The sequence below is a fragment of the Pararhizobium sp. LjRoot238 genome (assembly GCF_964252955.1).
Classification (GTDB): Bacteria; Pseudomonadota; Alphaproteobacteria; order Rhizobiales; family Rhizobiaceae; genus Pararhizobium.
In genome coordinates this window covers 943,308-966,243 of sequence record NZ_CAXUPP020000001.1, presented here as the reverse complement: position 1 = coordinate 966,243, position 22,936 = coordinate 943,308, and the positions used below count along the sequence as shown (strand labels likewise).

The 22,936-nt window shown below is 60.6% G+C and carries 22 protein-coding genes; 12 read left to right on the top strand and 10 right to left on the bottom strand.

Going from position 1 to position 22,936, the window contains the following annotated elements; all coding sequences use genetic code 11:
- Nucleotides 1–71: 71 nt before the first annotated feature.
- The 5 genes from ACSQ3F_RS04880 to ACSQ3F_RS04860 all read right to left on the bottom strand — a co-directional run bounded on the left by ACSQ3F_RS04880 (nt 72) and on the right by ACSQ3F_RS04860 (nt 4,283).
- Nucleotides 72–1,040, bottom strand: a complete 969-nt coding sequence (locus ACSQ3F_RS04880; protein WP_436099192.1) for an adenosine deaminase — start codon at nt 1,038–1,040, stop codon at nt 72–74.
- Nucleotides 1,037–2,257 (bottom strand): phosphopentomutase, encoded by a 1,221-nt coding sequence (locus ACSQ3F_RS04875; protein ID WP_436099191.1) that lies wholly within the window; start codon nt 2,255–2,257, stop codon nt 1,037–1,039. The genes ACSQ3F_RS04880 and ACSQ3F_RS04875 overlap by 4 nt, the downstream gene beginning before the upstream one ends.
- 172 nt (nt 2,258–2,429) lie before the next feature.
- On the bottom strand, nt 2,430–3,026 hold the full coding sequence (locus tag ACSQ3F_RS04870) for a TadE/TadG family type IV pilus assembly protein (protein WP_436099190.1): 597 nt from the start codon (nt 3,024–3,026) through the stop codon (nt 2,430–2,432).
- 10 nt (nt 3,027–3,036) lie between these two features.
- Nucleotides 3,037–3,669 (bottom strand): TadE/TadG family type IV pilus assembly protein, encoded by a 633-nt coding sequence (locus ACSQ3F_RS04865; protein ID WP_436099189.1) that lies wholly within the window; start codon nt 3,667–3,669, stop codon nt 3,037–3,039.
- A 188-nt stretch (nt 3,670–3,857) separates the two neighbouring features.
- Nucleotides 3,858–4,283, bottom strand: coding sequence for a pilus assembly protein N-terminal domain-containing protein (locus tag ACSQ3F_RS04860; protein ID WP_436099188.1), 426 nt, complete (start codon nt 4,281–4,283; stop codon nt 3,858–3,860).
- A gap of 284 nt (nt 4,284–4,567) precedes the next feature.
- Between ACSQ3F_RS04860 and ACSQ3F_RS04855 the strand changes: the two genes are divergently transcribed.
- From ACSQ3F_RS04855 to ACSQ3F_RS04815, 9 genes are all read left to right on the top strand, one after another.
- Entirely contained in the window at nt 4,568–4,744 is a 177-nt protein-coding gene (locus ACSQ3F_RS04855) for a Flp family type IVb pilin (protein WP_436099187.1), read from the top strand.
- Between the two features lie 144 nt (nt 4,745–4,888).
- Nucleotides 4,889–5,401, top strand: coding sequence for an A24 family peptidase (locus tag ACSQ3F_RS04850; RefSeq protein ID WP_436099186.1), 513 nt, complete (start codon nt 4,889–4,891; stop codon nt 5,399–5,401).
- Between the two features lie 186 nt (nt 5,402–5,587).
- Nucleotides 5,588–6,403, top strand: coding sequence for a Flp pilus assembly protein CpaB (cpaB, locus tag ACSQ3F_RS04845; protein ID WP_436099185.1), 816 nt, complete (start codon nt 5,588–5,590; stop codon nt 6,401–6,403).
- Nucleotides 6,404–6,423: 20 nt separating this feature from the next.
- Nucleotides 6,424–7,944, top strand: coding sequence for a type II and III secretion system protein family protein (locus ACSQ3F_RS04840; RefSeq protein ID WP_436099184.1), 1,521 nt, complete (start codon nt 6,424–6,426; stop codon nt 7,942–7,944).
- 60 nt (nt 7,945–8,004) lie between these two features.
- Nucleotides 8,005–8,712 carry a CpaD family pilus assembly protein gene (locus tag ACSQ3F_RS04835; RefSeq protein ID WP_436102042.1) on the top strand — a complete coding sequence of 236 codons (708 nt, stop codon included), beginning with the start codon at nt 8,005–8,007 and terminating at the stop codon, nt 8,710–8,712.
- A gap of 29 nt (nt 8,713–8,741) precedes the next feature.
- Nucleotides 8,742–10,031 carry an AAA family ATPase gene (locus ACSQ3F_RS04830; protein ID WP_436099183.1) on the top strand — a complete coding sequence of 430 codons (1,290 nt, stop codon included), beginning with the start codon at nt 8,742–8,744 and terminating at the stop codon, nt 10,029–10,031.
- 32 nt (nt 10,032–10,063) lie between these two features.
- Nucleotides 10,064–11,542 carry a CpaF family protein gene (locus ACSQ3F_RS04825; protein WP_436099182.1) on the top strand — a complete coding sequence of 493 codons (1,479 nt, stop codon included), beginning with the start codon at nt 10,064–10,066 and terminating at the stop codon, nt 11,540–11,542.
- An 8-nt stretch (nt 11,543–11,550) separates the two neighbouring features.
- Nucleotides 11,551–12,561 (top strand): type II secretion system F family protein, encoded by a 1,011-nt coding sequence (locus tag ACSQ3F_RS04820; RefSeq protein WP_436099181.1) that lies wholly within the window; start codon nt 11,551–11,553, stop codon nt 12,559–12,561.
- Between the two features lie 11 nt (nt 12,562–12,572).
- A complete protein-coding gene (locus ACSQ3F_RS04815; RefSeq protein ID WP_436099180.1) occupies nt 12,573–13,559 on the top strand; it encodes a type II secretion system F family protein in 987 nt (328 codons plus the stop codon).
- A gap of 72 nt (nt 13,560–13,631) precedes the next feature.
- On the opposite strand, the gene ACSQ3F_RS04810 is transcribed toward ACSQ3F_RS04815, so the two are convergent.
- The gene (locus ACSQ3F_RS04810; RefSeq protein WP_436099179.1) at nt 13,632–14,483 is read right to left on the bottom strand and encodes an oxidoreductase; all 852 of its coding nucleotides are present in this window, start codon (nt 14,481–14,483) and stop codon (nt 13,632–13,634) included.
- Between the two features lie 108 nt (nt 14,484–14,591).
- On the opposite strand from ACSQ3F_RS04810, the gene ACSQ3F_RS04805 reads away from it, so the two are divergent.
- Nucleotides 14,592–15,482, top strand: coding sequence for a LysR family transcriptional regulator (locus ACSQ3F_RS04805; protein WP_436099178.1), 891 nt, complete (start codon nt 14,592–14,594; stop codon nt 15,480–15,482).
- Nucleotides 15,483–15,493: 11 nt separating this feature from the next.
- Here the strand turns inward: ACSQ3F_RS04805 and ACSQ3F_RS04800 are convergent, their stop codons facing one another.
- Nucleotides 15,494–16,318, bottom strand: a complete 825-nt coding sequence (locus ACSQ3F_RS04800; protein WP_436099177.1) for a tetratricopeptide repeat protein — start codon at nt 16,316–16,318, stop codon at nt 15,494–15,496.
- A gap of 142 nt (nt 16,319–16,460) precedes the next feature.
- Between ACSQ3F_RS04800 and ACSQ3F_RS04795 the strand changes: the two genes are divergently transcribed.
- Entirely contained in the window at nt 16,461–17,852 is a 1,392-nt protein-coding gene (locus ACSQ3F_RS04795; RefSeq protein WP_436099176.1) for a leucyl aminopeptidase family protein, read from the top strand.
- Between the two features lie 197 nt (nt 17,853–18,049).
- Here ACSQ3F_RS04795 and dnaA read toward each other — a convergent pair whose 3' ends face one another.
- From dnaA to mutM, 3 genes are all read right to left on the bottom strand, one after another.
- A complete protein-coding gene (dnaA, locus tag ACSQ3F_RS04790; RefSeq protein ID WP_436102041.1) occupies nt 18,050–19,501 on the bottom strand; it encodes a chromosomal replication initiator protein DnaA in 1,452 nt (483 codons plus the stop codon).
- A gap of 1,106 nt (nt 19,502–20,607) precedes the next feature.
- Complete coding sequence (gene rpsT, locus ACSQ3F_RS04785; RefSeq protein WP_037125743.1) at nt 20,608–20,874, bottom strand: 30S ribosomal protein S20; 267 nt, start codon at nt 20,872–20,874, stop codon at nt 20,608–20,610.
- A 204-nt stretch (nt 20,875–21,078) separates the two neighbouring features.
- Entirely contained in the window at nt 21,079–21,969 is an 891-nt protein-coding gene (gene mutM, locus ACSQ3F_RS04780) for a bifunctional DNA-formamidopyrimidine glycosylase/DNA-(apurinic or apyrimidinic site) lyase (RefSeq protein WP_436099175.1), read from the bottom strand.
- Nucleotides 21,970–22,148: 179 nt separating this feature from the next.
- Here mutM and ubiE point away from each other — a divergent pair, with 179 nt between their 5' ends.
- Entirely contained in the window at nt 22,149–22,925 is a 777-nt protein-coding gene (ubiE, locus tag ACSQ3F_RS04775; protein WP_436099174.1) for a bifunctional demethylmenaquinone methyltransferase/2-methoxy-6-polyprenyl-1,4-benzoquinol methylase UbiE, read from the top strand.
- The last annotated feature ends 11 nt before the right edge of the window (nt 22,926–22,936 follow it).

Here is a 22,936-nt window from a genome sequence, read left to right as displayed (position 1 = left end):
TTTTTCACAGAAGGGCGAGCCCCCGCAAGGGGCGACCGACGCTTTGCCGCGTCATCCCCAGCCGGGAAAGACTACAATACAGCTAGCAGGCGCTGTCTGGTCGGTTCATCGACGAAGGCCGCCTCGATTGCCGTGCGGGTCATGCCATTGATCTCCTCGTCGGAAAAACCCATCACCTGCGAGGCGATCTCGTATTCCTGTTTCAGCGAGGTGTGGAAGAACGGCGGATCGTCGGAATTGAGCGTTACCCGGCATCCGGCTTCATAAAGGGCGCGCAGCGGGTGTGAGGCGAAGTCCGGGAAGACCTGCAGCGAGACGTTGGAGCCCGGGCAGGTTTCCAGCACCACGCCTTCGTCGGCGATCCGCTTGACGAGGTCGGCATCCTCGATGGCGCGCACGCCATGACTGATGCGCGACGGGCGGACATGGTCGAGCGCATCGCGGACGCTGAAGGCACCGGCCATCTCGCCGGCATGGATGGTGAGGCCGAGGCCCGCATCGCGGGCGATGTCGAAGGCGCGGGCGAAGTCGGCGACCTTGTGCATGCGCTCCTCACCGGCCAGATTGAAGCCTGTTACCAGCGCATGCTCGCGTTTTGCCGCGTAAAGCGCCGTGCGTTCCGCCGCTTCCGGTCCCATATGGCGGATGATGGTGATGATCATCCGGCCTTCGATGCCGGTCTTTGCCTTGGCCGCCTCGATGCCGGCGGCCAGCCCGCGGATATAGACATCGCTGCCGACGCCGATGGTGTTGCCGTGATCGGGCGAAACGATGATCTCGCTGTAGATCGTGCCGGCCTCAGCAAGCTCCGTCAGATATGCCTCGGCCAGAAGCGCGTAGTCTTCCTCGGTGCGGAAGAGCTCGGCAACCGCGTCGTAGCATTTCAGGAAGTGGCTGAAATCCGCCCAGACATAGGCCCCGTCCTCGATGATGCCGCTGACATCGACGTTGTATTTTTCGGCCTGGATGAGAGCGAGCGCCGGCGGCGCCGCACCCTCGATATGGCAATGCAGTTCGGCCTTCCTCAGATGTGCAGTCACAGAAAACTTCTCCCGTGGAGGCCGGGTTCAAGGCCCAGATGTTTGGCAACGGTCTGGCCGATGCCGGCAAAGCCCGGCAGGACGCCGATGGAGCGGGTGCGGACACCCGGGCCGAAGGCGAGGATCGGTACGCGCTCACGTGTGTGGTCGGTGCCGCGCCAGGTCGGATCGCAGCCATGGTCGGCCGTCAGGATGACGATGTCTCCGGGTTTCAGCTTGCGGTCGAGGTCGGGCAGTCGCTGGTCGAAGGCCTCGAGCGCTGCGGCATAACCCGGCACGTCGCGGCGATGGCCGTAGAGCATGTCGAAATCGACGAAATTGGTGAAGACCAGATCGCCGTCCTCGGCCTCGTCCATGGCCTTCAGCGTCGCTTCGAACAGCTCCGTGTTGCCGTTGGCCTTGATCAGCCGGCCGATGCCCTGATGCGCGAAGATATCGGCGATCTTGCCGACGGCGTGAACGGTGCGTCCGGCGCCCTTCAGCCGGTCAAGCAGCGTCGGTTCCGGCGGCGGGACGGAATAGTCGCGGCGGTTGCCGGTCCGGACGAAATCCTTCGGGTTGGTGCCGACGAAAGGCCGGGCGATGACACGGCCGATATTGTAGTCGTCGAGCAATCGGCGCACCGTCTGGCAGAATGCAAGCAGTCTTTCGAGGCCGAAGGATTGTTCGTGCGCGGCGATCTGGAAAACGGAATCGGACGAGGTGTAGCAGATCGGCTTGCCGGTGCGCATATGCTCCTCGCCATGGCGGGCGATGATGTCGGTGCCAGAGGCGTGGCAATTGCCGAGGATGCCCGGCACGTCGCCTTCGCGGCAGATGGCTTCCACCAGCTCGGGCGGAAAAGCATCGCCCTCGGCAGGAAAATAACCCCAGTCGAAGGTCACCGGCGTGCCGGCAATTTCCCAGTGACCGGACGGCGTGTCCTTGCCGCGCGACACTTCGCTTGCGGCGCCATAGACCCCGAAGACCCTCGCGGGCAGGTCCATGCCTGCCGGCACGCGGCCATTGGCAAGTTTTGCCGCATGCAGCAGGCCAAGCGCTGACATGTTGGGAAGCGAAAGCGGACCTTCGCGCAGACCTGCCCTGTCGCCAGCGCCAGCCGCGCAGAATTCGGCGACATGGCCGAGCGTATCGGCGCCGTCATCGCCGAAATCGGCAGCGTCGGGCGCACCGCCGATGCCGAAGGAATCAAGAACGAACAGAAAGGCACGCGCCATGGATCACCCGCGAAGCCGCCGCAGGCCTCATCAGATTGTGTGAGGCAGCTTGCGGCGGGACAGTTGTTGCCGCCATCCGGTGCGGTCAATGCATCGGAGACGAAAGCGCGAGAAATACTCCGCGACCGGTCGAATTGCAAATGACGGCGAGGGTGGTGATGCCACCGTCATTTCAGGTGCAATCGGTGCACGTGATTTCGTCGCCGACACGCTGGCGGAAGTAGTAGGTCTTGGAAAGATTGATCGTCTTCAACTCGTGACTAGAAAGGCCCGGTGCAAACAGCAGCAATTCGTGCGGAACCACGAGTTCCGAGCGGACGATGAAGGCATTTATCGATGAAATGTCGCTCGGCAGCGTTACGGTCGAACCGGCCTGATATGGCGTGCCGCCCTCGTCATCCCGTGACCAGGCCACTGTGCCTGTGCCTGGGGCCGTCACCTTGATGCCGGTCGTTTTCAGCGTGTAATCGGTCATCTCAAATGGCGACATGACGCTTTTGGCGACATCCTTCATGCCGTCGAGCGTTTTTATATCGACGCTGGTCTGCTGGGTCAGCACGTCGGCGACGGTGCTGGAGGCGCGGGAAACCTTGCGGGCGATGCTGAAGCCGAGCGAAATTTCGAAGGAGCCGATATAGGCCATGATCAGCAGTGGCGCGAGAATCGCAAATTCGATCGCGCCTGTGCCCTTGCGGTCGCGCCAGAATTCCCGGAAAGCCTCTGCCTTCAACGAGAGGACGGCCATGTGATAACGGATCGCGGCTTGCATGGCGTGCTCCTCAGTAGGCCTCGTTGCGGAAGGCAGCCGTCGATACCATCAGGTAGTCATCCGGCATGCTGCTTCCCGCAGGTCGCAAATTGGTGACATAGGGGCGCACGAGATCGGTCATCACTTCCCAGCGGTAGTAGGCGCGCACGATATTGATCGTCGTCGGTCCGCCGGGAGCGAATTTGAAGCCGCTGGTATCGAGATCGGAATCGGCGCCGCCGACGCGGGGGACCGCCGCTGGAATCTGCGAGAAATCGGCGAAGCTGCGAACATCGAGGAACAGCCTCGACGGGTTTTTCACTTCGGTCTCCGAGCAGGTCATGATGATCGAAATCTCGTCGCAGAAGGCTTCCCGGAACTGTTCCTGCGACATGTCCGTTGCCGTGTTGATGCCGAAGGTGATTTCGCCGGTGCGCACCTTGCGGGCCATCGTCTCGGTTGCGTTGGCAAGGAGCTGTTCCGCGGTGAACGCCGTGAAGGTCTCGAGTGATGCGAAGACGACGACCAGGAAGGGCAAAGCCAGCAGCGCGAACTCGATTGCCGATGTACCGGATTTTTCCTTGAAGAAGCGTCTCAGCAAGCCGCGGCAGCGTTTCTGGGCCGAATCGCCGGCCGCTGTGGGGTCATCCAGGTGGTTCAACATCTCGTCATTCCGTCAAGCGCTCTGCGATGGCGTACATTAGGAAACGACTATTGATATTTCGTATTCAAACAATGAGGAAATTTGAATGGAAAGACTCACCAGATAGTAAGGATCTGGCGGACGGACCGTCAACTTGACCGAATGCGGCCTACGCCCGCGTCGGGGGCGCAGCGATGCGAGGGAATGCCTCAGTTCGCAACTGTCGTCTTTTGCGTGGCGTGCTCTTCGCAGTTGGGCGTGCAGGAGAGCACGGAGCGAACCGTCTGGCGGAAAACACGCACGGTGTTTCCTTCATCGATCGAAACCAGAATGCGTTCATCGACGATGGCGTTGCCGTCAACGTCCAGGATGACAAGGTTGGTCGTGCCGAAAGAGCGTCCGGTAAGAACGATTGTCTTCGCATCCGCGACGGTAGCATCGGCCACGTCCGAATTGCCGATGATGACCTTGCTCACCGCCCGGTCGAGCTTCAGCACGCGCGCGTGGTTCATATAGACGTTCAGTATCTCCTCGGCAGCGCTGGCAGGGCTCGCCAGAAAGGAGGTGATCAGGGCCAGACTTGCGAAGCTTGTTGTCAGCAACCGGGCAACGATGGCTGTGGTGTGCAAATTCATGGCTGTTTCCTGATGATACGGATGCTCTAACATGCTCGGTTTTGGTGAATGAAGCGTTAAATCCGGGGCAATTCCGCAGAGGCTTGCCGGGGACCGGCGAACAGTAAAAAACGATGCTCCGGATTGACGTTGCTTTTACCAAGAAACCGGCCATCAGCCGTTAATCCCTCGGTAACTGTTTTCCTTAAGCCGATTGAAATTCACGCTGTGTAGGTTCGCTTCATCCGATCAACGGAAACAGTTGGCGGAAGTGCTGAACAACAAAGTGAAGTAGGAGAAACAATATGACCAAGATTTTCGCACGTTTCCTGAAGGATGAGTCCGGCGCGACCGCGATCGAATACGGTCTGATCGCCGCCCTCATCTCCGTCGCCCTGATCACTGGCGCGACGAGCCTCGGCAACAGCCTCGATGCCAAGTTCACTGAACTGTCGACCACGCTCGACAACGCAGACAATTAATCGACAGCGCGAGCCGCTTGAAATGATAAACCGCCTTTCTCCGAAGGGCGGTTTACTGCTTTTGCATTGAGATGTTTGCAGAGAGTTAAGCAACGTGCGTTATGCTCGACCTATTGTCGCGCAGTTTAAACACAGAGACCAAGAATGATCGAAGCTGCCATTTTTGTCATCCTGCCGCTGTGCCTAGCAATTGCGGGCTTCTCCGATCTCTTCACGATGACGATCCCCAATCGCGTATCGGCCATCCTGCTCACCGCCTTCATTGTGGTCGCGCCGCTGGCCGGCCTCAGCCTTGCGATGATCGGCATGCATTTGCTCGCAGGTGTGATCGTCTTTTCGGTGTGCTTCACGCTGTTTGCGCTCAATGTCATGGGCGGTGGCGACGCCAAGCTATTGACGGCAAGTGCCGTGTGGTTCGGGCTCAACAGTTCTCTGTTCGAATTCGTTATCTATGTCTCGATCTTCGGCGGTCTGCTCACCCTTCTGATCCTGATGATGCGCAAGCAGGAAAACGCTATCCTCGCTTCGGGCCTGCCGGTGCCGCACCTTTTGTTTACGGCAAAGAAGATCCCCTACGGCATTGCCATCGGCGCCGGCGGCTTTCTTGCCTATCCCTCCTCGCCACTGATGCAGGCAGCGCTCACCCAGCTGTATTAGAAGTTCGACGACATTAACGTCTTCGTATCATCCTGATCCGTGATGATTGCGCGGGCGCACGCGCCCTGACACCCTTTGCGGCGCAAATCATTCATTAACCACGAATATAAGCAGTGCGTTAACCATAATTACACCAATTCCTGATCATTCTGCAGCAGGCATATTCTCGGGCTGCAGGGACAGATCATGAAACCGGTGCGCGTTATTATTCTGGCGGTGGCCGTCGTGTCGGCGGGGTTGGCTGGGTTCCTGGCCCTCAAGCTGACCAGCGGCAAGACCGTCGTCAGCACCGGCGAGCCGGTCATCGAGCGCGAACCGACGGTCAACGTTCTCGTTGCCAGCAAGAGCCTGCCCGTCGGTTCAAGGCTCGATCCGAATGCCGTTCATTGGATCTCCTGGCCGAAAGACGGCGCTGTCGATGGGTTGATTACCGAAGAGCTTCGGCCGAACGCGGTCACGGATCTTGAAGGCGTCGTCGTGCGCCTGCCGATCTTCAACGGGGAGCCGGTGCGACAGGAAAAGATCGCCGATTCGTCAAGCCGGATCATGTCGGCACTGCTGCCGGCCGGCAAACGCGCCGTTGCCACGGAAATTACCGTCGCGACCGGCGCCGGCGGCTTCATTCTGCCGAACGACCGCGTCGACGTGATCATGGTGCGCAAATCGGAAGGCGGTTCCTTCCTCACCGAAACGGTTCTCAGCAACGTTCGCGTGCTCGCCATCGACCAGCAGATCGAGGAAAAGGACGATGGGTCCAAGTCCGTCGTCGGCACGACCGCGACGCTGGAGCTGACGCCGGATCAGTCCAAGGTCATGACGGTCGCCCAGCAGATGGCCGAGCGTCTGTCGCTGGCGCTGCGCAGCGTCGCCGACGCGCAGGAACCGGATACTATCGCGGCGGACTATCTCCTGAGCGGCGACGGGCGGCCATCGATCCAGGTGATCAAATCGGGTTCCATCGTCAAGAGCGATGACAGCTCATCCATGAACGAAGCGAAATAGTGTGTGAGCGGGAGCGGAACGTGAACCGGATCGGAAGAAAACTTCGTAGCTCTGTCGCCGGCGGACTGGCCTTTTGCCTGGCCTTTTCCGGCATGCCTGCTCAGACTTTCACCGCGCAGGCTGCGTCGCAGTCGCTGGTGCGCATCGCCGAAAGCGGGCCCGGCGTCAAGAAAACCATCAGGCTGGGGCTGAACAAGGCCGTCGTCATCGATCTCCCGACCGATGCACACGATATTCTGGTCGCCGATCCGACGCTGGCGGATGCCGTCACGCGAACCTCGCGACGCATCTATCTGTTCGGAAAAATGGTCGGCCAGACAAACATCTTCGTGTTTGGTCCAAATGGCGAGGAAATCGTCAGCCTCGATCTGGAGATCGAGCGCGACATTTCCAACCTCGAGGCCAATCTGCGGCGTTTCCTGCCCGATTCCGATATCAACGTCGAAATCATCTCGGACAACATCGTGCTGACGGGAACGGTCCGCACGCCGCTCGATTCCACCCGCGTCGAAGAACTCGCCCAGGCCTTCATCAAGGGCGGTGAAGCCACCACCCGCGATATCACCGCTCAGGGCAACAATGGCGACGCGGATATCTTTGCCGAAGATCGCCAGGTTTCGCAGATCGTCAATCTTCTAAGGATCGATGGCGAAGACCAGGTCATGCTGAAGGTGACCGTGGCCGAAGTGTCGCGCCAGGTTCTGAAGCAACTCGGCTTCAGCGGTTCCATCCGCAGTTCGACAAGCGGCGACGGCATCACGTTCCGCAATCCGACCAACCTCGGCAATGCTGTCAATGCCATCGCGTCTTCGGTCACCGGTACGATCGGTTCCGGCTCGATGGGCTTTGCCAGCTATATCAATGCGATGGAGCAGGCGGGCGTCATGCGCACGCTTGCCGAGCCGAGCCTGACAGCGATTTCCGGCAAGAAGGCGAGCTTCTCCGTCGGCGGCGAGTATCGCGTGCCCTCCGAACAGGAGATCGACGACGAGGGCGCCATAACGCGTACCAACGAAACGGTGGAATACGGCATCGGTCTCGATTTCACGCCGGTGGTGCTCGGGCCCGGCCGCATCAGTCTCGAAATTGCCACCGAGGTCTCCGAACCCACCTGGGAAGGGTCCGTCGTGAATGCGAATTCGGTCAGCGTCCCCGGTCAGACCTACATGTCGATCCGCCGCCGCAAGGCGTCCACCAGCGTCGAACTTCCTTCCGGTGGTTCCATCGTGATCGGCGGCCTGGTGCAGGACAATATCCGCCAGGCCATGTCCGGTCTCCCCGGCGTTTCCAAGATCCCGATTCTTGGCACACTCTTCCGCTCGAAGGACTTCATTCGCAACGAGACGGAACTTGTCATCATCGCGACGCCCTATCTGGTCAAGCCGGTTGCGCGCGCAGACCTGTCGCGGCCGGATGACAACTTCAATCCGACTGATGACCTGTCCAGCGCATTCCTCGGCGAAGTCAATCGCATCTACGGCAACCGTCAGGCAGCCCCGGTCGGGGAGTATCACGGCAATGTCGGCTTCATCTACAAATAGGCGGGACCGGACATGACGACCAAGATCATCCTGAACCGCAATATCAAGGGGCACTCCACCATGCGGCCAAACACCTCCACCGGTTCGGCTCGTCTCGCACGCCTGTTGGCGATCGGCGCCTTGCTGCTGGCGGGCACGACGCTTGCCGGCTGCGCCAACCGCGACGGCATGTCGACCGGCGCGTTGCCCGACGACTACCGCACCCGCCATCCGATCGTGATCGCCGAAGCGGAACATGCAATCGACGTGCCGGTAGCCTCCAGCGACAGGCACTTGACGATGGGCGCGCGCGACGTCATCCGCGGTTTTGCTTCCAGCTATAGAAATTCTGCAACCGGCACGGTGCAGATCCTGGTGCCCACCGGCTCGGTCAACGCCCATGCCGCATCCGCGCTGCGCAAGGAGATCCGCGGCGTGCTGGTTGGTGCCGGCATTCCGGCGGTGCGGCTTGCCGAGGCGAGCTATCAGGCAGGCGGCGATGGCGACGCCGCACCGATCCGGCTCAGCTACACGGCGATTACGGCAAAGACCGCACCCTGCGGCAACTGGCCGAAGGATCTTGTCGCCAATACGATCGAGAACAAGAATTACGAGAATTTCGGTTGCGCCAGCCAGGCCAATCTTGCCGCGCAGGTTTCCAATCCGATGGATCTGCTCGGCCCGCGCGCCATGTCGCCGATCGATGCGGTTCAGCGCGGCGAGGTGATCAAAGACTACCGTGGTGTCTCAACCGGGACAGAAACGACGATCAACATCAACAACAATTGATACTCCGGACGGTTTGACAGGACAGTACCATGAGCACGATTGACTACAAGATCGAGACCGCATCCGGCGAGCCGGATGGCTTTGCCGATGCGGTCCGCCCGAGCGACGTCGATCACCTGCGGCCACTTCCCCGCATCTCCGTGCATGCCTTCTGCGAAACGGAAGCCCTGCAGCGGATGATGGAGCGCTGCGGCCAGGACCGGCGGATGAGCAAGGTCAGTCTTCGGATCAACAGCGGCTCGATCGCCGCTGCCGCCAACATGTTTTCGACGGCTCCGACGCCAAACCTGATCATTCTCGAAACATCGACGGAACCGCGTCTGCTGATGGCGGAACTGGCGCCGCTCGCAGCCGTCTGCGACCCCTCGACCAAGGTCATCATCATCGGTCGCTACAACGACATCCCGCTCTATCGCGAACTGATCCGCAACGGCATTTCCGAATATATCGTGGCACCCGTCGCCATGCCGGACATTCTGAGCGCCATTGCCGCCATCTTCGTCGATCCGGAAGCCGAACCGCTCGGCCGCAGCATTGCCTTCATCGGCGCCAAGGGCGGTGTCGGTTCCTCGACCCTCGCCCATAATTGCGCCTGGGGCATTTCGAACCTGTTCTCGACCGAGGTGGTGCTTGCCGACCTTGACCTGCCCTACGGTACCGCCAATATCAATTTCGACCAGGACCCGCCGCAGGGTATTTCCGAAGCGGTTTTCTCCCCGGAGCGCCTGGACGAGATGTTCCTCGATCGCCTCCTGACCAAATGCTCGCAGCACCTGTCGTTGCTTGCGGCACCGTCCATGCTCGATCGACCCTATGATTTCGACGCAACGGCGTTTCAGCCGCTGATGGAGATCCTGCTTCGCAACGCTCCGGTCTCCGTGCTCGACGTCCCGCATCTGTGGGCGGACTGGACACGCACAGTGCTGGCGGAAGCCGATGAGGTCGTGGTCGTTGCGGTGCCCGATCTCGCCAACCTGCGCAACGCCAAGAACCTGTTTGATTCGCTGAAGAAAATCCGGCCGAACGACAAGGTGCCCCATCTGGTGCTGAACCAGGTCGGCATGCCGAAACGGCCGGAGATATCACCGGGCGACTTCTGCGATTCGCTGGAAATCGAGCCGGTCGCGATCATTCCGTTCGATGCCGTGCTGTTCGGCAATGCGGCCAACAGCGGTCGGATGATTGCCGAGATCGACAAGAAGGCGCCGACGGCCGAGACGTTCTCGCAACTCGCTCATCTCGTGACGGGCAGGGCGACAGCCAAGAAGGCCAAGAAGGGCGGCCTTGGCAAGATGCTCGGGATGCTTGGGCGCAAATAACTGATATTTGAACGAAAATCGGATTTTAGAGCATGTTTGGTAAACGAGGAAACGAAGGCTTCGGAAAGGGTGGCGCTGTCAGCCCTCCTATGCAAACGCCCGTGCCCGCCGCTGCTCCCGTGGCTGTAACCGAGCGGCAGGCGGCGCCCGTTCTTGCCGAGCCTGCCCGCGACACAATGCCGGTGACCCGTGCGCAGCCATCTCCGCCGCCCATCCGAAAAAAGGCAGTTCGTACAGAGGACTATTACGACACCAAGTCCCAGGTTTTCTCGGCGCTGATCGACACGATCGATCTCTCGCAGCTTGCCAAGCTCGACAACGAGAGCGCGCGTGAAGAAATCCGAGATATCGTCAACGACATCATCACGATCAAGAATTTCGCGATGTCGATCTCCGAGCAGGAGGAACTGCTCGAGGATATCTGCAACGACGTTCTCGGCTACGGTCCGCTGGAACCGCTGCTCGCGCGCGACGACATCTCCGACATCATGGTCAACGGCGCCGGCCAGACCTTCATCGAAGTCGGCGGCAAGACCATCGAATCCGAGGTTCGCTTCCGCGACAACGCGCAGCTTCTGTCGATCTGCCAGCGTATCGTCTCCCAGGTCGGCCGCCGCGTCGATGAATCCTCGCCGATCTGCGACGCCCGTCTTCCCGATGGCTCGCGCGTCAACGTCATCGCCCCGCCGCTCGCCATCGACGGCACGGCTCTGACAATTCGTAAGTTCAAGAAGGACAAGCTGAAACTCGACCAACTGGTCAAGTTCGGCGCCATCACGCCGGAAGGCGCGGTGCTCCTGCAGATCATCGGCCGCGTCCGTTGCAACGTGGTCATCTCCGGCGGTACTGGCTCGGGCAAGACGACGCTTCTCAACTGCCTGACCGGCTATATCGATCTCGATGAACGGGTCATCACCTGCGAGGATACGGCCGAACTGCAATTGCAGCAGCCGCATGTGGTGCGTCTTGAAACCCGCCCGCCGAACATTGAAGGCGAAGGCGAGATCACCATGCGCGATCTCATCAAGAACTGCCTGCGTATGCGACCCGAGCGGATCATCGTCGGCGAAGTGCGCGGACCGGAAGTCTTTGACCTGCTGCAGGCGATGAACACCGGCCACGACGGCTCGATGGGCACAATCCACGCCAACACGCCGCGCGAGTGCCTTGCCCGTATGGAATCGATGATCGCCATGGGCGGCTATACGCTGCCGGCCAAGACCGTGCGTGAAATCATTGCCGGTTCGATCGACGTCATCATCCAGGCAGCGCGTCTGCGCGACGGTTCGCGCCGCATCACCCACATCTCCGAAGTCATCGGCATGGAAGGTGACGTCATCATCACCCAGGATCTGATGCGCTACGAGATCGAGGGCGAAGACGCCAACGGCAAGATCGTCGGCCGCCACAAGTCGACCGGCATCGGCCGCCCGCATTTCTGGGACCGTGCCCGCTATTTCAACGAGGACAAGCGGCTGGCCGCGACGCTCGACGCGATGGAAAAGGACTGATCGTTTTCATGTTCGGAATAGACATCACCATTCTGGCTATCGTCGGTCTCGTCGCCCTTGCAACGGCTGGCCTTGCCTATGGCATTCTGTTCACGCGCATCGAAACCGAGAAGAAGGCGGAAAGCCGCGTCCGCAAGGTCAAGGCGGCCGAAACCGACAGGGTCAAGGTCAAGGCGGCGCGCGACCGCATGAGCGAGATGTCGAAGCGGCGAAAATCGGTGCAGGATTCGCTGAAGGATCTCGAGAAAAAGCAGCAGGAAAAATCGGCCAAGGCGAAACCTTCGATGAAGATCCGGCTGATGCAAGCCGGTCTCAAGATCTCGATCGCCCAATTCTACATCGCCAGCGTTGTCTTCGGCGTGATTGCTGCCCTGATGGCGTTGATCGCCGGGGCCATGCTGCCGATCGTTGCCGGCATTCTTCTCATCGGCACGGCCGGCTTTCCGCGCTGGTTCGTCAACTTCCTGGTCAAGCGCCGCTGCAAGGCATTCCTCAACGAATTTCCCAACGCCCTCGACGTCATGGTGCGATCGATCAAGTCCGGCCTGCCGCTCAACGACGCCATCCGGCTGATCGCAGGTGACGGGCAGGAGCCGGTGAAGACCGAGTTCAAACGCATCATCGAGGCGCAGCAGGTCGGCCTCAATATCCCGGAAGCCTGCGCCCGCATGATCAACAGCATTCCACTGCCGGAGGTCAATTTCTTCGCCATCGTCATTGCCATTCAGGCGCAGGCCGGCGGTAACCTATCCGAGGCGCTCGGAAACCTCGGCAAGGTGCTGCGCGAACGCAAGAAGATGAAGGCCAAGGTCCAGGCGCTGTCGATGGAAGCCAAGGCATCGGCCTGTATCATCGGCGCCCTGCCGTTCATCGTGGCCCTCTTGGTTTATATGACCTCTCCTCAATACATGATGATCCTCTTCACCGATCCGCGCGGCCACATCATCATGGGCTGCTCGGCGGTGTGGATGAGCATCGGCATCTTTGTGATGCGTAACATGATCAACTTCGACATCTAGGAAGGCCCGGCATGAGCGAGGGCATGATCAATACCCTGACTGATCCGAACGTCATCGTTGCCTTTCTGGTGGCGGTGGCGGTCCTGGCGACGTTCTGTTCGCTGGCAATTCCCTTCTTCGAGAAGGGGAATCTGGATAAGCGGATGAAATCCGTTGCCACCGAACGCGAGCTGATCCGGGCGCGCGAACGTGCACGCCTGAATGCCGAGGTGTCCAGCGGCAAGACCTCGTTGCGTGCCCAGAACAACACGTCGGTGCGCCAGATCGTCGAGCGGCTCAACCTGCGCAAGGCGCTGGCCGACGACAAGACCGTCAACCGGCTGAAATCGGCCGGCTATCGGTCGCAGAACGCGCTGAACATGTTTCTGGTCGCGCGCCTGTGCTTGCCGTTTCTGTTCCTTGCGGTTGGCGCGTTCTACATTTTCTTCCTCGGCTATCTCGGCGAAAAACCGATGCCGATGCGGATCCTCGCCGTCATCGGCATCGGCTATCTTGGCTTCTACGCGCCCAATATCTTCATTTCGAATGCCGTTTCGAAGCGCCAGCATTCGATCCGCCGGGCCTGGCCGGATGCGCTCGACCTTTTGTTGATCTGCGTGGAATCGGGCATCTCCATGGAACTCGCCATGCGGCGCGTGGCCGACGAAATCGCCGCGCAGTCGGCGCCGCTGGCCGAAGAACTGGTCCTGACCGTTGCGGAACTCTCCTTCCTGCCCGATCGGCGCATGGCATTGGAAAATCTCGGAACCCGAACCGGGCTGGACGAGGTCAAGTCGGTCACGCAGGCCCTGATCCAGGCGGACCGCTATGGTACGCCGATCGCCCAGGCGCTGCGGGTGCTTGCCCAGGAAAGCCGCGACCAGCGCATGAACGAGGCCGAGAAGAAGGCGGCTGCCCTGCCGCCGAAGCTGACGGTGCCGATGATCCTGTTCTTCCTGCCCGTCCTGATCGCCGTCATTCTCGGCCCGGCAGGTATCCAGGTTTCGGACAAGTTTTGAGAGCCACGCTCGCTGGAGCAGAATGCAGACATGACAAAGCACCGCCCATTTAAGAGCGGTGCTTTGTCTTTTTCACTCGGCGGCAACGGTCTCGGTCGGAAAGTCCGTCGATACCGCGAGTTCGCGCCATTTTTCGACTTCGCGGGCGACACTGGCGTTCTTCTCGCCGATGGCAGCCACCGTATCGGTGCCGAAGGGCATGCGCAGCGGCGGGTTCTCCGCATTGGCGAGCGTGATCATCGCTTTCGCAAGCCGTGCGGGATCGCCGGGCTGGCCGTGGTTCTTGCCGGCCGCGAAGTCGCGCATGGTGCCTGCCGGTGTCTGTTCGTAGTCGGCAATCGAACTCGGGCTGATGGCGAGTGAGGTTTCGTCCAGGAAGTCGGTTCGGAAGAAGCCCGGCTCGACGACGGTGACATCGATCCCCAGCGACGTGACCTCGGCCGCCAGCGACTCCGAAAGGCCCTCGACGGCGAACTTGGTCGAACCGTAGACTCCCCAGCCGGGAAAGCCGGTGTAGCCGCCGATCGACGAGATATTCATGACATGACCAGAGCGCTGCCGGCGCATGTGCGGCAGCACCGCCCGGGTCACCTTCAGAAGACCGAAGACATTCGTCGCATAGAGCTTTTCGATCTCCTCCGCAGTTGCCTCCTCAACGGCGCCGAGCAGGCCGTAGCCCGCATTGTTGAGCAGGATATCGATCTTGCCGAAACGTTTGACGGCCTGTTCGGCGGCGGCAAATGCCTGTTTCTCATTGGTGACGTCGAGGGCGACGGCGAGGAGATTGGGGTGATTGCCGAACCGGTCGATGACGGTCTGCGGATTGCGCGCCGTCGCAACGACGGCATCACCTGCCTTGAGGGCTTCCTGGGTGATGAGGGCGCCGAGGCCGCGGGACGCGCCAGTGATGAACCATACACGCATGACGTTTTCCTTTCGTCGTTGGAATTTGCTTGCAGGAACAACGTAGCCAAGCATGATAGATGAGATAAGCCGGTTTCTCGTTCATGGTTCAGTGAGGAAAATTCATCAATGCGCCGGATCCGCCCCACCGATCTCTCCGTTTTCCTCGCCATCGCCCAACATCGGAGTTTCCGGAAGGCGGCGGTTGAGCTTGGCGTCACCGCCTCGGCACTCTCGCACGCACTGAGAGCGGTCGAGGAGCGGCTGGATGTCCGCCTCGTCAACCGGACGACGCGGGGTGTTGGCCTGACCGAAGCGGGTGAGCGGCTTTTCGAGCGGGTCCGCCCGGCCTTTCTCGACATCGACGCGGCGTTGGAAGAGCTGGACACATTTCGTGGCCAACCGTTCGGGAAACTCCGGATCAATGCGCCCCGTGCTGCCGCAAAGCTCGTGCTTCTGCCGATCATCGCCCGCTTTTTGAGAGAGCATCCCGCCATCGAGGTCGAGATCGTCGTCGACGACGCGCTCGTAGACATGGTGTCCGGCGGGTTCGATGCCGGCGTCCGGTTCGGCGAGACGATTGCGGCGGATATGATCGCTATTCCCATCGGCGCGCGCCACCGCTTCGCGGTCGTTGCCTCACCCGATCATTTCGAGCGGTATGCGAAGCCGGTCACGCCTTACGATCTGAAAAATCATCCTTGCATCCGCTACCGGTTTGCCAGTGGAGCCTTCTACCGCTGGGAGTTCGAACGGGGCGGTCTTGACGTCGATATTGATGTCCAGGGACCGCTGACGCTCGGTGATCAGGACACCATGCTGCAGGCCGCGATGGACGGCGCGGGGCTCGCCTATGTCTTCGAAAGCCAAGCGAGCCAAGCGGTCGCGGACGGGCGGCTGGTCAGTGTCTTGGAGGACTGGTGCCCCTATTATCCAGGCTTTTTCCTCTATTACCCCAGCCGGCGGCAATTGCCCGGGCCGTTGCGCGCCTTCCTGGATTTCGTGAAGGCTAAGCGTTGAATTGACCTATGTCAGTTCGTGGCCTTGTCTTCCTTGGAGAGCTTCTGCCAGGCGTTCTGCTGCGACATGATCGAGCGCAGATATTTGACATTGGCTTCCGCCTGATCGGGAGAAAGTTCCTGCCGGGCGACCTGCTCGGCTTCGGCAAAACGCCCCTGCAGTCCGACGGCAAGCGCCAGATTCTGCCGGACGCTGCTGTCGGCGCCGGGCTGGCTGACCGCCGATTTCAGATAGGTTTCGGCCGTTTTCAGGTCCTTGTTGAGAAGGTAGGACATGCCGAGATTGGAAAGGACCGTCGGCTCGTTCGGCTGGATGTCGAGTGCCTCGCGATACCGTTGACGCGCCTCGGACGCGCGGCCGAGCTGGTCGAGGATTGCGCCTTCGGCCGATTTCAATTTCCAGTCCGGACGGTCCGGCGTCTGGGCGCGGGAAATCGTGTTCAGCGCCTGTTCCAGTTGACCCGCGGCGGCTTGCGATTTGCCATAGGCGGCAAGCACGTCGCGGTCTGTCGGGTAGTTGATCGCCACCTGCTGCATCACGGCCAGGGCCTGCGCGTTGCGGCCGGTCATTCTGAGCATATTCGCATAGTTCAAGCCTGCATTGCGGTCCTTGGGATTACGCTCATAGGCCTTGCCGATGCTCTCTGCCGCTGCTGCAAGTTCCGTCGCGTTCATCGACTGAACCGGCTTGGAGAAATTGGCCGTCGGAATGGAGCCGGTCGTCAGCTCCTTCTTCTGCGTCGCGCAGCCGGACAGCGCCAGGGCGACGAAGGCCGCCAGAGACGCGGCTTTCAGAAACCGGTGATGGGAAAGAGACGAGTGTCCGCGTGACGTCATTGCCAATGCCCCTTAAGCAATTCGATAGAGCACCGGATGCAATCCCCAACACATCGGCGCAATCTTCACTCCAGCAATAATCTGTTAACCCTAACAGAGCGTTAATCGGGTGATTCTGCACCGTGCCTTCCTAAGGATTTCCATGGCCTCCTATCAATTCATCGACCGTCCGTCGCCGTTCAACACCAGCGCCGGCAAAACCCTGCCGATCTTCGCGGTGACACCGGCGCATATCGATCTCGGCGCGATCGATCCGATCGCGCTCGACTGGGCACGCAAGGCGGGCTTCAAAGCCGAGTCCGGAGCGGTTCTGTTGATCCCCTCGCAAGACGGCCAGCTCGGCGGTGCGCTGTTCGGGCTGGGCGCCAATCCGTCCGAAGCGCCGTTCCTGACCGGCAAGCTGGCGCGCGCGCTGCCGGCCGGAAAATGGCATATCGAGACCGCGCCGCTGACGGCCAACCGCCTGGCGCTCGGCTACGGCCTCGGCTCCTACCGCTTCGACCGCTACAAGGCTGCGGCGAGCGAGGCGCCGACCTTGATGATCCCGGCCGATGCCGACGCCGCCGATATCAAGCGCCAGCTTGCCGGTGTTTTCCTCGCCCGCGATCTCATCAACATGCCGACCAACGACATGGGGCCGAATGCGCTGGAGGAGGCCTTCCGGGCGCTCGGCGAGCATTACAAGGCAAAGGTTTCCGTCGTTTCCGGCGACGATCTGCTGAAGCAGAACTTTCCGCTGATCCACACCGTCGGCCGCGCCAGCGCCGAAGCGCCGCGGCTGCTGGAAATGCGTTGGGGCAAGAAGGAGCACCGCAAGGTGACGCTGGTCGGCAAGGGCGTTTGCTTCGACACGGGTGGGCTCGACATCAAACCGGCGGCCTCGATGCTTCTGATGAAGAAGGACATGGGCGGCGCGGCCAATGTCATGGGCTTGGCGCTGATGATCATGGATGCGAAGCTCAAGGTCGATCTCAGGGTGTTGGTGCCCGTCGTCGAAAACTCGATCTCCGCCAATGCCTTCCGTCCGGGCGATATCTATCGCAGCCGCAAGGGCCTGACGGTGCAGATCGATAATACCGATGCCGAAGGCCGCCTGATCCTTGCCGATGCGCTTGCCTATGCGGACGAGGAGGAAGCCGATCTCATCATCGACATGGCGACGCTGACCGGCGCCGCCCGCGTCGCGCTTGGCCCGGACCTTCCGCCCTTCTACACCGACGACGAGGATCTGGCCCATGATTTGACCGAAGCGAGCCTCACTGTCGACGATCCGCTCTGGCGCATGCCGCTCTACAAGGGTTACGAGAAGGATATCTCAGCCCGCATCGCCGATCTCACCAATGCGCCATCGGGCGGCATGGCCGGATCGATCACTGCGGCGCTCTTTCTCAAGCGCTTCGTGACCAACAGCAACAGCTGGGCCCATTTCGACATCTTCGGCTGGGCCCCGACCGAACGCCCGCACTCGCCGCTTGGCGGCGAGGCGCAGGCGATCCGGGCGCTCTATCATTTGATTTCGAAGGGGAAGAAGTAGACCCCGTTCCGGGAGAGGTCACCCCCCTCTGTCAGCTTTGCTGACATCTCCCCCTCGAGGGGGAGATCGTTCTTGCCCCTCGCCGGTTCAAGTAAGGGGCGCACTATAGTCACGGGCAATCTCCCCCCTTGAGGGGGAGATGTCACGGAATGACAGAGGGGGGTAGAACTCTCCTCAGGTGAGGGGCCGACCATCCACTACTCGTTGATCAGCCGCTTCAACAGCTCGATCTCGTGGCTGAGCTTGGTATCGCCGGAAATCAGGTCCTCGATCTTGCGGACGGCGTGCAGCACCGTCGTATGATCTCGCCCGCCAAAACGGCGGCCGATTTCCGGGAAGGAGCGGGGGGTGAGCGTCTTGGCCAGATACATGGCGATCTGGCGCGGCTTGACGATGACCCGTGTGCGGCGGTTGGAGACCAGCTCCTGCCGCGACACGTTGTAGTGCTTGGCGACGACGCGCTGGATGTCCTCGATGCGAACCCGGCGCGGCTCGCCGGCATTGACCAGATGGCCGAGCAGTTCATCGACGCGCTCGATCGACAGCTGCGGCTCGAAGCTGCGGCGGAAGAGGAGCTGGTTAAAGGCACCTTCCAGCTCGCGGCCGCTCGCCGTGATGTTGCGGGCGACGTGGCTCAGGATATCGGCCGGGATATCCAACGAGGCATCGTCCTGGCGGGCGACCTCGAGGCGGCGCTTGAGAATTTCGAGGCGCATCTCGTAGTCCGGGCCGTCCATTTCGATGGCAACGCCGCCCTGCAGCCGCGAGCGAACACGCGGATCGAGCGATTCCAGTTCCCACGGCGCCCGGTCGGCAGCAACGACGACCTGTTTGGCGCTGTCGAGCAGCATGTTGAGAAGATGACAGAATTCGTGCTGGATTGACTTACCCTGCAGGAATTGCATGTCGTCGATCACCAGAAGATCGATGTTGCGCAACGTTTCCTTGAGCGACAGTGCGTCATTGTCGCGGATCGCGGTTGCAAAGCGCCACATGAAATATTCGGCCGTCAAATAGACGACGCGTGGTACGCGCGGGCTCTGGATCGCCGCTGTGGCGATCGCCTGCAACAGGTGCGTCTTACCAAGACCGACCGTCGAATGGATGAACAGCGGGTTGAAACGCACAGCCCCGGCGCCGGCCTCGGCGATCGTCTTTGCAGCGGCAAGGGCGACGCGGTTCGAGGAGCCCTCGACGAAACTCTCGAAGGTGTAGCGCGGATCGAGCGGCGAACCGAACAGCGGTCCTGCGACCGGCTGCGGCTTCTGAAGAGTGCTGACCGTGGCTGCGGCATGGTGCGCTAGCGGCTGCGCCGATGCCCGGCGCGCAGTTGCCGGTGCGACTGTGTCGGTGTGGTTTGCCTGCGGGGCATCCTCGTGAAGGCCGGGCCGGGCGCCGCGTGTGGCACTGCGCACCAGGATTTCCACCTTCAGGATCTCGGCGTCCTCCTGCTGGAAGAGGTTGGTGATCAGGTCGAGATAGCGGTTGTTGATCCAGGATTTCAGAAAGGTCGTCGGCACGGAGAGCCGCACGACGCTCTTTGAGACGGAGTGCAGTTTCAACCGGCCGAACCAGCTGGCAAAAACATCGGCGCCCACCTGGGCTTTCAAACGCGCACTGACCCGCTCGAAAAGTGCGCTATGGCCCATCTCGCCTTTTTCCGCTGCCGCACCGCCAGACGGGTTTGCCGCGATCTGACGTCCATTCTCGCCGTTTTCGAATACAATCGCCGCCGTCACCGAATTACTTAGCATATTGCCGCCTTCCAATATCATTGCGCGACGCCGTCATTACCGACGGCATCAGCCTTTATGTTTGTCATGCGCGGCCCTTGTTCAAAGGCATGCCGCCCAATTCAAACGCTCGCCGTGCCAAAAGAGGAATCCTCATCTTCCTCTTTTGGTCCGGTTTCCGTGCAAATCCGTTCGGCCTAAAGGCAAAACGCATGTCCCGCTTGCACGGTCTCAATCTAGTGTCCGGTCCCGGTCCTCGTGTAAATGCCGGTTCCGTCCAGTCCCTCGTCCTTTGACCGGCCTTTCCCGACCCTCGTTACAAGAAGGGCAGGCCAGTTGCTGCGAATGCGTCCTCATCCGCATTGCGGCCACCATCTCTGCGCTGCAACGGTAAAGCTGTCGCTGACGCGTGATCCGGTGTCTCGAGGTCGCTCCCAGTTTGCAACCAGAAATAGCAAAGCGTCGTTCCTAGCAAACATGTTGCGCGGCTGAAAACACCTTGTACTGATTGATGGAACGTTGTGGAACCACCCCGTTACAGAAGGTTCAAGTGAAACTGTGCAGTCCGTTGAAAGGCCGCCTTTTCATCTTGTCCGCAGGTATCCCCTGCGCCTTCTGTGGGAGGCATTTAGGCAGGATCATGGCACAAGATCAATCGTGTTTTTTGCGGTTCGGTAAGAGCTGGGCGTTGACTCTCATAGCGTGTCCTGCATCGGCCGGAGGCCTGCGGAAGAGAATCGCTTTTGAATCAAGGGCTTTGATTTTTGACCCGGAAGTTAGCTGGCGAAAAACAAAAAAAATAAAAAATTTCTTGACTCGCCGCACACCCTAACGGGCTTTGGCCGGACCGGCATGCGGTCGCGCGTCCTCTTGCAACCAGTTGATTTTGTTCAGAAAAATATGTCATTGTGCTGACATGGTGTTCTGCTCAAGGATTAAGCATCGACGGGCGAGCAGTGCGAATCGAAAAAGCCCGGTCGCAGGACCGGGCTAAATCATTGATGAAATTTTAGTAAGCCGGCTTAGGCCGAAAGCGACTTTACGCGGTTGGCGAGACGCGACACCTTGCGCGATGCCGTATTGGCATGCAGCACGCCCTTCGTGGCGGCGCGCATCAGTTCCGGCTGGGCGGCCTTCAGGGCTGCCTGGGCAAGGGCCTGGTCGCCGGAAGCAATGGCTTCTTCGACCTTGCGGATGAAACCGCGAACGCGCGAACGGCGGGACTTGTTGACTTCCGTGCGGCGGGCGATCTTGCGGGTCGCTTTTTTCGCCGAAGTTGTATTGGCCATTTGGTGTCTCTCTTCGAAATCTGACAAAAACTCCCAATTCGCCGTGCCGGGTCACTGCGACCTGTCATCCAAGCAATTCGGGAGCAATATCGGAAAACCTTGGAGCGGCTTTCCAAACTGAGGGCGGCATATAACCCTAAACACCGCCTCAGTCAACGCGCTATTTTTGAAAACACGGCCGCAGGGCTGAGACCGCCGACGCCGCTACCTCTGGCATTTCGGGCAATAGAATGTCGAGCGTCCCGCCTGGACGAAACGCGCGATGGTCCCGCCGCAACCTGGTGTCCGGCAAGGCGCACCCTCGCGATCATAGACCGAGAATGAATGTTGGAAATAGCCGAGCGTACCGTCCGTCTGAATATGATCGCGCAATGACGAGCCGCCCGCCGCGATCGCATCGGCAATCACGGCGCGGATCGCCTCGGTCAGGAGCGTCAGCGCCTTCTTCGGTTTTCCCCTGGTGTCGACCAGCGCGCCGGCGGCCCTCATCGGTGAGAGACCGGAGCGCCACAACGCCTCGCAGACATAGATGTTGCCGAGCCCGGCAATGTTCTTCTGGTCGAGCAGCGCGGATTTGAGCGGCTGCGCCTTGCCGGCGAAGCGCGCGGCGAGATAGGCGGCGTCGAGCACGTTGCCGGTCGGCTCCTCGCCAAGATCGCGGAAAAAGACGTGACTCGCGAGCGTGTCGCGCCTGGTGATGTCCATGAAGCCGAAGCGGCGCGGGTCGTTATAGATCACGCGGGCCGGCCCCTTGGCGCTCACAAGATGAAAGACAACATGGTCGTGCTTCTCATCCTTGCCGCGCGGATGATGAAAATCGCCTGGCGTCTCGGTGCCCGCTCCTTCCTCGACGCGAAAGGAGCCGGACATGCCGAGATGCGCAATGATGACATCCCCGCCCTCGAGGTCTATCAGAAGATATTTCGCCCGCCGCCCAAGCGACAGGATGCGGCGGCCGGAAACGAGCGTGGAAAAATCGGCCGGGAAGGGAAAGCGCAGGTCCGGTCGCCGCAGCTCCGCCCGCACCAGGAGCGCGCCTTCCATTGTTGGCGTGAGGCCCCGCCTCACGGTTTCCACCTCGGGAAGTTCCGGCATCAATATCTCCTTCACGCCAAATGAATGAACTTATTTGGCAATTCCAATCGCCGCGCACATATCCTATAGCAGGCCTATAAGGGCTGGAATGCCGCAGGTGGGCGTCTGCCGCAGAGATAGCGTGGATGAAGCGAATTCGCTATGGTCGGCGCAACAGCGATTGAACGGAGTATTTCGGAATGACAGGTGAGCGCACGTCTGCCGATGGCGGCATGGAAACCTCCTACGGTTTTCGCCAGGTTGGCCAGGGCGAGAAGCAGGCGCTCGTCAACGATGTCTTCCACAAGGTCGCCAAGCGCTACGACATCATGAACGACGTCATGTCCATGGGCCTGCACCGGGCCTGGAAGGATGCGATGATCTCGGCGCTCAACCCGCGCCGCTCCGAGGACTACAAGGTTCTCGACGTGGCCGGCGGTACCGGCGATATCGCCTTCCGCATCGTCGAAGCCTCTGACCGCAAGGCGCATGCAACCGTGCTCGACATCAACGGCTCGATGCTCGCTGTCGGCGCCGAGCGCGCCGAAAAGAAAGGGCTGACGCCCAATCTCACCTTCGTCGAGGCCAATGCCGAGGAACTGCCCTTCGAGGCCAATTGCTTCGACGCCTATACGATCGCGTTTGGCATCCGCAACGTGCCGCGCATCGATGTCGCCCTGTCGGAAGCCTATCGCGTCCTGAAGCGCGGCGGCCGGCTTCTGGTTTTGGAGTTCTCCGAGGTCAATATGCCGCTGCTCGACAAGGTCTACGACACCTGGTCGTTCAACGCGATCCCGAAATTCGGCAAGATGGTCACCGGCGACGCCGAGCCCTACCAGTATCTGGTGGAATCGATCCGCAAGTTTCCAAACCAGCGCGATTTCGCCGCGATGATCACCACGGCCGGCTTCTCCCGCGTCAATTTCACCAACTACACCGGCGGTATCGCCGCGCTGCACTCCGCCTGGAAGATCTGACGCATGATGTC